At 47.2% G+C, this 10,000-nt stretch carries 9 protein-coding genes; 6 read left to right on the top strand and 3 right to left on the bottom strand.

Going from position 1 to position 10,000, the window contains the following annotated elements:
* Positions 1–670: 670 nt before the first annotated feature.
* A complete protein-coding gene (locus tag LDL40_RS05165) occupies positions 671–2,293 on the top strand; it encodes a methyl-accepting chemotaxis protein (protein ID WP_300994098.1) in 1,623 nt (540 codons plus the stop codon).
* Between the two features lie 45 nt (positions 2,294–2,338).
* Here LDL40_RS05165 and LDL40_RS05160 read toward each other — a convergent pair whose 3' ends face one another.
* Positions 2,339–3,217, bottom strand: a complete 879-nt coding sequence (locus LDL40_RS05160) for a hypothetical protein (RefSeq protein ID WP_300994097.1) — start codon at positions 3,215–3,217, stop codon at positions 2,339–2,341.
* A 173-nt stretch (positions 3,218–3,390) separates the two neighbouring features.
* Positions 3,391–3,876: an arsinothricin resistance N-acetyltransferase ArsN1 family B gene (locus LDL40_RS05155; RefSeq protein ID WP_300994096.1), complete on the bottom strand. Its 486-nt coding sequence runs from the start codon at positions 3,874–3,876 to the stop codon at positions 3,391–3,393.
* 199 nt (positions 3,877–4,075) lie between these two features.
* Between LDL40_RS05155 and LDL40_RS05150 the strand changes: the two genes are divergently transcribed.
* A complete protein-coding gene (locus LDL40_RS05150; protein ID WP_300994095.1) occupies positions 4,076–4,558 on the top strand; it encodes a hypothetical protein in 483 nt (160 codons plus the stop codon).
* Positions 4,558–4,767: a helix-turn-helix transcriptional regulator gene (locus LDL40_RS05145; RefSeq protein WP_300994094.1), complete on the top strand. Its 210-nt coding sequence runs from the start codon at positions 4,558–4,560 to the stop codon at positions 4,765–4,767. The genes LDL40_RS05150 and LDL40_RS05145 overlap by 1 nt, the downstream gene beginning before the upstream one ends.
* A gap of 74 nt (positions 4,768–4,841) precedes the next feature.
* Here the strand turns inward: LDL40_RS05145 and LDL40_RS05140 are convergent, their stop codons facing one another.
* Complete coding sequence (locus tag LDL40_RS05140) at positions 4,842–5,948, bottom strand: phosphoribosylaminoimidazolesuccinocarboxamide synthase (RefSeq protein WP_300994093.1); 1,107 nt, start codon at positions 5,946–5,948, stop codon at positions 4,842–4,844.
* 256 nt (positions 5,949–6,204) lie between these two features.
* Here LDL40_RS05140 and LDL40_RS05135 point away from each other — a divergent pair, with 256 nt between their 5' ends.
* From LDL40_RS05135 to LDL40_RS05125, 3 genes are all read left to right on the top strand, one after another.
* On the top strand, positions 6,205–7,923 hold the full coding sequence (locus LDL40_RS05135; RefSeq protein ID WP_300994092.1) for a class I SAM-dependent methyltransferase: 1,719 nt from the start codon (positions 6,205–6,207) through the stop codon (positions 7,921–7,923).
* A gap of 69 nt (positions 7,924–7,992) precedes the next feature.
* Complete coding sequence (locus tag LDL40_RS05130; RefSeq protein ID WP_300994091.1) at positions 7,993–8,667, top strand: hypothetical protein; 675 nt, start codon at positions 7,993–7,995, stop codon at positions 8,665–8,667.
* 192 nt (positions 8,668–8,859) lie between these two features.
* A partial coding sequence (locus LDL40_RS05125; RefSeq protein ID WP_300994090.1) for a Fic family protein occupies positions 8,860–10,000 on the top strand: 1,141 nt, incomplete at its 3' end.

Here is a 10,000-nt window from a genome sequence, read left to right as displayed (position 1 = left end):
TCTGCATGTAAGTTGGCACTAATAAATAATGGCAGGCTAAGGAAACAAAACGAGAGCAATAGGGTTTTCATAGATTTTTCCTGTTTAGCTATGATCGGGTACTACCATACAACAGCCCGAACTAAAAATTCCAACCTATGCAGCTCACTGCGGTATGAAAGTCCGGACCTGATCCACAACAGTGCCTGTCAACAAAGTATTCAGAGTCGTCAACTCACTTTTTTGCCAGCAAATCAGCGTAGATTATTTTTCTGAAACGATTAAAAGTCAGGATGATTATCTCTCAGAGTGTTTTTCAGATTAACTTAATTTTCACGCAAAATTTATCATTTAATTGCTAAAAAATGAAAATACATGCAACAAATTTTAAAAACTTGATCTAATTCAATGACTTAATATATGTTGTGTTAGTGTCGTAATTAAGTGTGAAGAAATATAGCAATAAATCTGAATCGTTAAAGAATTAAGAGCAAGTTGTCTTTTTCTTCCACTTTTTCATTTAGCTGTGTCAGTCCGATTCTTATTTACATCTGGCGGAGCAAAACTTCAGGTTTAACACATCTGCAAGGACTTTATTCCTTGTAGTGGCGCTGTTTTATATGCCAAATCAGCCTGCACAGCCGGTGCTGGTCTGTCTTGTTCCATCCATAGAAATGAAAAAGAGGGAAGTATGCTGATAAGAAAAGTGGGGATTAGAAATCGTTTATTAATGGGCTTTACTCTCATTACATTTTTGGTGCTGTTGCAAGGTGCATTTGCTTTAAGCAGTATGGGATCAATGCGGCAGGTTGCGGAATCTGTGGACAGGGACGTCTTACCCAGTCTTGAATCGTTAGCAGGGTTGGATGCGAATCTATTATTAACCCGAGTTCACACTCTAAGATTAATGGTGTCGGACAATGCCAAAGCCGAAACTCAGACCTTGTCGCGTTTGGTTGAAGTTAAAGATTTGGTCAGTCGCTATCAAAGCGACTACGAAAAACTAATCTCCTCAGATGCTGAGCGTCAAAGTTATACAAAGTATCAGCAGATCAAAGCTGATTATGAAAGCCATCAACAGCAAGTTGTGGATTTTCTGCTGGCTGGCGACAAAGGTAGTGCCCTGAAACTATTTGAAGACTTAAGCCGTAATGCCAGCATGATGAGTCAGGAAGTGCGCAATCTGGTGAAGTTGAGTAAAGATTTTTCTGCCAGCATCAGTAAGGAATCGGCTGACACCTATCAAAATAGTAAATGGGTGGTAGTGACAGCCATACTCACCGCCTTGCTGATTAGTATTGTCGTGGCCTTGCTGCTCACTGCCAGTATCACTATTCCGATGAATGAGGCAGTTTCACTGGCAGAGACAGTGGCGCAGGGGGATTTAACCAAAAGCATTACTGTAGTGGGGCAGGATGAAGCCAGCCGCTTATTAGCCGCTTTAGCCCTGATGCAACAGAATTTACGTGATGCGTTAAGTCACATATCCAGTTCATCCACTCAACTGGCTTCAGCAGCAGAAGAGCTGAACTCTGTGACTGAAGATGCGTCCCGTGGCTTGCAGCGTCAGAATGATGAAATTCAACAGGCGGCTACTGCTATTACTGAAATGAGTGCTGCAGTAGATGAAGTTGCCCATACGGCGACTTCAACTTCTGAGGCTTCAGCTGAATCGACTAAAGCTGCGGCTGAAGGACGTACCCAAGTTGACAATACCGTCAGTTCTATTCACAGGATGAACCAGGATGTTGCGGCTACTTCTGCGCTTATTCAGAATCTGGCGACTCAGTCGCAGCAAATAGGCACTGTGCTTGATGTGATCCGTGCTATCGCGGAGCAAACAAACTTGCTGGCGCTTAATGCGGCTATTGAAGCAGCACGGGCAGGGGAGGCGGGCCGGGGTTTTGCAGTCGTAGCGGATGAAGTCCGGGCTTTGGCACACAGGACTCAGCAATCTACGGGCGAAATTGAACAGATCATCACGCAGATACGCACTGAGACCAATAAAGCGGTTGAGTCTATGCAACACAGCAGCCTGACGGCAGAAGACGCCTTAAAAGTGGCCACAGCAGCAGGTCAGGCTTTAGCCACTGTGACTGACCAGATCAATCGTATTAACGACAGTAATCTGGTGATCGCCAGTGCGGCTGAAGAGCAAGCAAAAGTTGCGCGTGAAATTGACCGTAACATTGTCAATATCAGCGATTTAGCCACTCAATCCGCAGCAGGAGCCAATCAAACCAGTGCATCGGCTCACGAGTTATCCCGTCTGGCGGTAGACTTAAACGAACTGGTAACCCGATTCAGGTTATAACTTAAAAACTGAAGCCGGAGCCGCAACTCAGGTTACGGCTTCATTTCAACTAATTTGAATAGTTTTATAAGCCAGCAAAGAACCGTCTGAGTTTTGCTGGTAATCAAACAAAAACTCGTTATAACTGCTGCCAAACACAGTGTCGCGGCCAGCACTTAATGTAGTGTCCTGAATACCCCTGCTGGCGTATTCGCTGTGGGTAGTACAAATTTCTGCGGTAAAAGCGTCAGGAAAACAAAACTGCGAAACCACTTCGTCGTTATTGTTGTTGCGTACTCTAAAGTGAATATGAATAGTGCGGCCGGAGTACCAGCCAGGGAAGCAGGATTTGAAGTTAACCCGGCCATTGCTGTCGGTAATTTGCGTGCCTCTGAACCATTTGGAGCGCAGTGCCGCACTGTCATTACCTGTGCAAAAAGATGATGAAAACCCATTCGCATCAGCGCTGCCGCTGGTGTCGCCTGAATACACACCTTCTACGTCACAGTGCCATACTTCAACCTCAAGACCAGACAAAGGGTTACAACTGGTGTCTGTCACTCGTAAACAGAGTTGCATTGGCAATCCGCCCTGGGCTTCGGAAATATCATCCAGAGTGTCCGCCGTGAAGTAACAAGGACCTTCTGTTAAGTTTTTGGTCAGCGCCAGAGTGCAAGCGGTACTTAAGGCAAACAGAGAGTCATCCGGAAAGTTCGCTGTCATGGACGAAGTGCCACCACTGGCCCAGGATGTGGTGGTGCCAGACGAACTTCCACCTGACGAACTGCCACTACCACTGGAAGAATCGGTTCCGCTGCTGCTTGTTGCTGTGCTGTCTGAACCACCACAACCGACCAGGCCTATCAGTGGAATGCTGGCCAAACCTAAGCCCAGGTGTTTAATAAAGTGTCTTCTGGACTGATCATTTGTTCGGTTATTTTTCATGGCTATGTGCTCCTGTGCCGCTATTTTCAAGCAGTAGGACGGCGCAGTGCCCGGAAGGTTTCGAAGCCAAACTTAACTTTACTTTTGCAGACACTCGCTAACATTTCTCAATTGAAATTGAGGGTATAGCGACGAGGAGAGTGTTTGTTAATCCAGTGGTTATGAGCGCAGCGTTACAACAACTTCTGCCAGTAACCGACATCACGCCACTGCTCAAACTTATAGCCGACTTGTTGAAAATGGCCGCATTTCTCAAAGCCAAACTTTTCATGCAGAGCGACGCTTTTGTCATTAGGTAAAGTGATGCCACCTATCACCAGATGCAAACCCAGAGCTTTTAAGTCAGCCAGCAGTTGCTGATATAACTGGCTGCCCAAGCCTTTGGCTGTGACCCCATCTTTGACATACACAGTGCTTTCCACCGAAAACCGATAGGCCGATCGTACCCGCCATTTAGTCGCGTAGGCATAACCCAGCAGTTCACCGTTTTGCTCCAGCACTAACCAGGGCAAGCCATCCGCTTTTACCTGCGCAATGCGCTCCGCCATTTGGGAACTAGCAACAGCTTCTTCTTCAAAAGTGACGCTGGTATTGAGCACATAATGGTTATAAATGGCGGCTATGGCGGCGGCGTCTGCTGTAGTCGCTTGGCGGATCATTTTCTCTCTCTCTTGGGTCGCAACGAAAAAATACAGCATGCCAGCTTTGGCATTGTCGGGGCAAGTCACTTATCTACAGGTTCACAAAACAGCAGTTCAAAATAAACTCAAAATAATTGTAACCCAGGGGTTGCAAATTGATACCTTTAGGTTTCATAATGAAACCTAAAGGTATCATTAAACAATGAAGGAGCACGTTATGACCCAATGGCAACCTGAACAACAAATCTCAGCATTAAAGTATGGAGCTTATACCGTGCTAGCTTGTTGCCTGATATTTATCAGTGGTTTAGTTAGAGAGATACTGGCTACTTTGCCAGACCAAAGCTCTACAGTACCCAATGTGCTGGCTGCACTCAGTGCTATCGCCCTTATTGTGGTGGTGGTGCGGTGGAGTAAGGAAGGCTATGGTAGTGGCGGCTGGCGCGAGATTTTTGGCCTGTATAGTGAAGAGTTTGCTCGAGATCTGAACCGTAAAGCTAGTACTTATGCCTGTCTAGCTATGCTGGTACTGTTACTGCTGGCTTGTACTATGGGCGACCCTGTGTTGTTTAATCAGCTGGGTGCGAGCGTGCGGGTGCTTTTTAGTCTGAGTAACTTTAGCGCTGTCGTCTTGCTAGTGGCTGGAATAGTATGGGCTTTTACAGTACTGCTAAACCTGCGTGAAGAGGCCGAAGATTAATGGACGAATTAAGCAACAGCATCGCGCTGTTAAGAGCAGGACGACAGATCTCACAAACAGAGCTGGCCGAAGCCATAGGGGTGTCGCGTAAAACCATCAGTACTGTAGAAACTGGTCGTTTTACACCTTCAGTGGTGATAGCACTAAAACTGGCTCAGTTTTTTGATGTACCGGTAGAGCAAATATTTAGCCTGAAGGCCGCTGAATAAGCCAAGGCTTAAAACAAAAATGCCAGTTCAAAGACTGGCATTTTTTCGTATCGACTTGGGTCGTAGCCTAAAGCTTATTCCGCTATCAAACCATAGTCGCGGCCCAAAACCTCAATAATTTCGGCTTTAGGGTTAGCGGCTAATTCAATTTTACGGCCTGTAACTTTTTCCGCTATGCCAAGGTAAGTGCGGGAAATATCCATCATCACTTCAGTTGGTAAAGCGTTGTCGCGGGCCAAAGCCGCGCGCTCTGGCATACGGTCTTTATTCAGTAAAATATCCGGATCCGGGAAGTTGCTCAGTAGCCACTGGCGGAAGCCTTCTTTTGATTGCTCGACAATCTGGCCATTGCGCCAGCTGGCGCCGTCCCAAATCCGTGAGCTGTCTGGTGTGCCCACTTCGTCCATATAAATCAGTTTGCTGTTGCCATTGGCGTCGTTGACATAACCAAATTCAAACTTGGTATCGACAAACATCTGATCCAGCGCAGCTAAAGCGTTACTTATTACCCCAAAACCTTGTTTTAACAGGGTTTCGTACAGGCTGATGTCAGATAACTGTTCAAAACCAAAAGCAGCGCTATGGCGTTCAATATCGGCGCGGGAAATGTTGACATCGTCCGCTTCCGGCACACCGGCTAAGCCAGTCAGAATGCCCTTAGTCGACGGAGTAATTAAAATCTCCGGCAGTTTTTGATCTTTTTGCAGGCCTTCCGGCAGTGTAATGCCACAGAATTCACGCTCGCCTTTGCTGTACGCACGCCACATAGAGCCGGTAATGTACTGGCGGGCTATGGCTTCAATTTTCAGCGGACGGGCTTTTTGCACTATCCACACCAGCGGGTGCGGAATGTCCAGAATATGGCTGTCGGCCAGGCCATGTTGTTTAAACAAGGCAAACCAGTGATTGGAAATAGCGTTTAATGCCGCGCCTTTGCCAGGCACACCGTTTAAGCCATTTTCGCCATGCCAGATGCAGTCAAAAGCCGAGATGCGGTCGCTGATCACCATAATGGCCAGCGGCGTGTCTGGTGCTACAGGGTAATTTTTTTCCCGGATCAACCGCTCGCTGTCAGCGGCAGTCAGCCAGTACACACTGCGAACTTTACCTGAATGAACAGGTAAATCTGTACGAATAGGCAAGTCGTCATTGACCGCCAGGACCTGAGTTGCAAGAGTCATCTTCACTTCTTCTGTGGCTGAAAAAAGGCGCGGTGGAGTTTAACAGAAAGTGCGGGTGAACTGAATCGGCGCTTTGCTGGCTTTGAAGGAAAAATCTGCTGCAGAGTTAGGTAATGCTGAGTTTGTTGTTTAGGAGGCCGGCCTACTGCAACTCATAAGTGAACTGAATTAAGGTGGAGCTCTTGGCTTTGCGCTAAAGCTTTGTAATAGTGGACCTATTCTGGCGTCAGCCACAGACAAGGATAGTAGCTTAGGCATGAGCAGTAACATCGATATATATCATCAGGTCGCCGAAGGTTTTGCCAGCCAATACAATGCGTTAAAACCTGAAGTGGTGCATCAAAGCTGGCGCAGTTTCTGGCCTGCTGCCGATGCTTTAGTGCTGGATATTGGCGCTGGCAGTGGCCGCGATGCGCTCTGGCTGGCACAACAAGGCTGTGAAGTATTTGCGGTGGAACCTGCCAAAGCCTTACGTGAGTTAGGCCAACAACAAACCGCTACTTTAGATGGTGCTCAATATAAACCAGTACATTGGCTGGACGACAGGCTACCAGAGCTAAAAACTGTGCTGCAACTGGGTTTGAAGTTTGACCTGATTTTAGTCAGCGCTGTTTGGATGCACCTGATCCCAGCCGAGCAAGAACGTAGTTTTCGTAAATTATCCAACCTGTTAAAAGCCGGTGGCCGTTTGGTTATTAGCCTGCGCCACGGCGATTTTAACGACGGCCGCACTGCGTATCCAGTTAGTATTCACAGCATAGAACAGCTGTGCGTACAGCATGGGGTGGAGCTGACGCTTCAGCATCAAGGTGCTGATGCCATGGGCCGCGAAAACGTGTTGTGGCAAACCGTGGTGTGCACTTTGCCGGACGATGGCAGCGGTAGCTTAAGTCAGGTACGGCATATCATTTTAAATTCGTCCAAATCCTCTACTTACAAACTGGCGCTGCTGAGAACTTTGGTGCGTATTGCCGATGCACATCCGGGAGCCGTGCTGGATAGCAGCAGTCAGCAAATTATCTTACCTGTCGGCTTGGTGGTGCTGTATTGGATCCGACAATTTAAGCGCTTACTTGACGGTTATAACCTGCAACAAAACTCTGATCCTTCAAAGCGTTTAGGTTTTCAAAAAGCCGATGGCTGGGACTTATTAACACATCTGACGGCAGATGATTTTGCCATAGGCGCTTTATTTGCAGGCCCTGATGCTATGGCGCTGCAAAAGTTATTTAGCCATTGTATCGATACTATCCAGCAAGGCCCTGTGACTTTTATCTATCAAAAAACACCGGATAACCCACTGTTTGCGATAGAGAAAAAACGCCGCACTGCTACAGAGACAGTGCTCATCGACAAGGATTTCCTCGCCAGCTTCGGCCATTTTATTATTCATCAGGACAAACTCTGGCAGTGTTTGCGCCACTACGGCTGCTGGATTGAGCCTTTATTAACCCGGCAATGGGTGGATGAAATGGCCAAATATCAGCTGAACAAGGCACGGGCGCTGCCGCTTGAAACCTACTATTTAAGCCTGCAATGGCTGGAACAAAAACGCGAAACTGCAGCAGTGCGCGACAAAGTAACCAAGCTGCAACAACAAGGCGAAAAAGTGCTGTCGGTATGGAGTGGCAGCACACTGAAGCAATTCGATATAGACCACTGCCTGCCATTTTCGTATTGGCCCAATAATGACCAGTGGAATTTATTGCCTTGTACTGCAACAGAAAACCGCAGCAAAAGCGACCGCCTGCCGGGCCGCGATTTATTGCAACATAGCCGTGGCCGTATTAACAACTGGTGGCAACAAGCCAACAGCACCGAGGCAGAACAACGTCGGTTTTTCACCGAAGCTAACTTGTCCTTACCCGGCCTCAAAAACCAAAACCACGACTTTGAACAAGTATTCGAAGCCCTGCAGTTTTTGGTGTTTGGCGTGAAGCAGAGATTGCAGGTGGGGGAGTGGAAGTTTGGGTAGAAGTTAGGGATTGAAGTTTTTTAGTTTCCGTAATAGGGTTGATGCGGAAGTGATAAAGGAGGAGCAGTTATGGGGTTAGCCACACAAATTGCGGAGTTTTTGAGACAGGACGGGATGCTCGGTTTATTAGCATTGCTCGTTGTGGCGTTTATATATGTCATAAAAAACTTCGAGACTATGTTTAAATCCTGGACTGTATTTAGAACCAGTCGTATTTCCGCGATTAAACAGGCTATTGAGGCGTCAGCGGAAAATCCAGCACTAAAGAGATGCTACCAAATGGAACTTGAAGCCGAGCATTTTCGTTTAGTCAGTGGAATTGCCACAACACCCGAATACCGAGAATCCATACTGGATTTACTGAGTAAATCCGAAGGTAAGCTTACATTAGACATGATCAAAAGGTCACAAGAGTTCAGAGATAGCGACAAGGACTTGATTAGTATAAAACTGACCAAAAAGAATCACAGGTCCAGAGACATCGCTTACTGGTGTGGATTGTTCAGCTTTTTGATGGTCATGCTGCTGTCGGCATTTTTTATATATCAGTTGATTACAACGCCAATAACAGAATTCAAGAATATGGGGGCTTACTTATCGAATATCGCTATGTTTGCTTTTTTGGCGTGGTTTTTTGTGAGCAACCTAATTGCATACAATAGTGCGGTGAGGGTAAAGGAGATTCTAGACAAAGAGAGTAGTGTTGCGGATTGTAAAAATGCAGAAGAGCTACCCACACTTTAAAGGTACCTATTACTTTAGGTAACAGGTCTTACCCTTTGCCCCTAGGTAGTGAATGGCTTTCTCAAGACCTCTGATGAGCACCAAATGGCGCAGTTCGCTCAAACTGCGCCATATTCAGCAACAAAAACTGGCGCAGTTCTATAAACTGCGCCACAATTGCGCCATTCAGTATTAAACTGCGCCAATTTAGTTATGTCAGCCACTACTCAAGAGTTGTTTCACACTATTAGTCAGGCCGCTGAAGGGCTTAGTTTGGCTGAACTGCAGAGCAGCTATCCGGCTATTGCCCGCCGTACTTTGCAGCGCCATATTGCCAAGCTGATTGATGCCGGACAAATCAAAGCTGTAGGTGAGGGGCGGGCCAGACGTTATTTTATTGGCACACTAAACCCCATTTCTGTATCAAACCAGTCAGACCAACACAGCCAAACCGACAGTTTTCCGGCTTTTATTCCGTTGTCTGCCGATAGCAGGGATATTTTGGCCTATATCGACCAGCCTGTAGAAGCTCGTAAACCTGTAGGGTATCAGCGCGATTTTCTTGAGGCTTACCAGCCGAATCAAAGCTGGTATTTGTCGGAGTCGCTGCGTTGGCAGTTGCATAAAATGGGCAAAACTACGGAGCTGGCACAACCTGCTGGAACCTACAGCCGTGCCATTCTGAGCCGATTGTTGATTGATTTGTCCTGGGCGTCCAGTCAGTTAGAGGGCAATACCTATTCGAGGCTCGATACGCTGGAACTGATTGAACATGGTAAAGCCGCTGAAGGCAAAGCCGTACTGGAAACGCAGATGATCCTGAACCACAAAGCCGCCATTGAACTGCTGGTGGAAAATACGGATACAGCAGGGTTCAACCGCTACACTCTGATGAATTTGCATAGCGCTTTGGCGGAAAACTTATTACCTAACCCTGCGGATGAGGGGCGTATTCGCCAGCATGCAGTGGATATAGGCAAAAGTGTGTACCGGCCTTTATCTGTGCCGCAGCAGATTGACGCTATGCTGGATTTGCTGCTTGAGAAGGTGAATCAAATTCAGGATCCGTTTGAGCAGTCGTTTTTTATGCTGGTGCATCTGCCTTATTTGCAGCCTTTTGCAGATATCAATAAACGCACCTCGCGCCTTGCTGCCAACCTGCCGTTGTTTCGGGCCAACTTGTGCCCACTTACCTTCCTGGATGTTCCGGAACAAGCCTATAGCCGCGCCACTTTGGGCCTGTACGAGCTGACCAGAGTCGAATTGTTGCGCGACCTTTATGTGTGGGCTTATGAGCGCTCTACGCAGGAATATATTGCCATCCGACAGGATCTGGCAGAACCCGACCCACTGC

It is taken from the genome of Rheinheimera sp. (genome assembly GCF_020217005.1).
In the GTDB taxonomy this organism is placed as follows: Bacteria; Pseudomonadota; Gammaproteobacteria; order Enterobacterales; family Alteromonadaceae; genus Pararheinheimera.
This window is presented reverse-complemented; position numbering and strand designations above follow the sequence as displayed.

Excerpts from the sequence above, each read along its gene's own strand:
- LDL40_RS05140 (WP_300994093.1), bottom strand. The coding sequence starts at position 5,948 with ATGACTCTTGCAACTCAGGTCCTGGCGGTCAATGACGACTTGCCTATT.
- LDL40_RS05130 (WP_300994091.1), top strand. The coding sequence starts at position 7,993 with ATGGGGTTAGCCACACAAATTGCGGAGTTTTTGAGACAGGACGGGATG.
- LDL40_RS05135 (WP_300994092.1), top strand. The coding sequence starts at position 6,205 with ATGAGCAGTAACATCGATATATATCATCAGGTCGCCGAAGGTTTTGCC.
- LDL40_RS05165 (WP_300994098.1), top strand. The coding sequence starts at position 671 with ATGCTGATAAGAAAAGTGGGGATTAGAAATCGTTTATTAATGGGCTTT.
- LDL40_RS05160 (WP_300994097.1), bottom strand. The coding sequence starts at position 3,217 with ATGAAAAATAACCGAACAAATGATCAGTCCAGAAGACACTTTATTAAA.
- LDL40_RS05145 (WP_300994094.1), top strand. The coding sequence starts at position 4,558 with ATGGACGAATTAAGCAACAGCATCGCGCTGTTAAGAGCAGGACGACAG.
- LDL40_RS05155 (WP_300994096.1), bottom strand. The coding sequence starts at position 3,876 with ATGATCCGCCAAGCGACTACAGCAGACGCCGCCGCCATAGCCGCCATT.
- LDL40_RS05150 (WP_300994095.1), top strand. The coding sequence starts at position 4,076 with ATGACCCAATGGCAACCTGAACAACAAATCTCAGCATTAAAGTATGGA.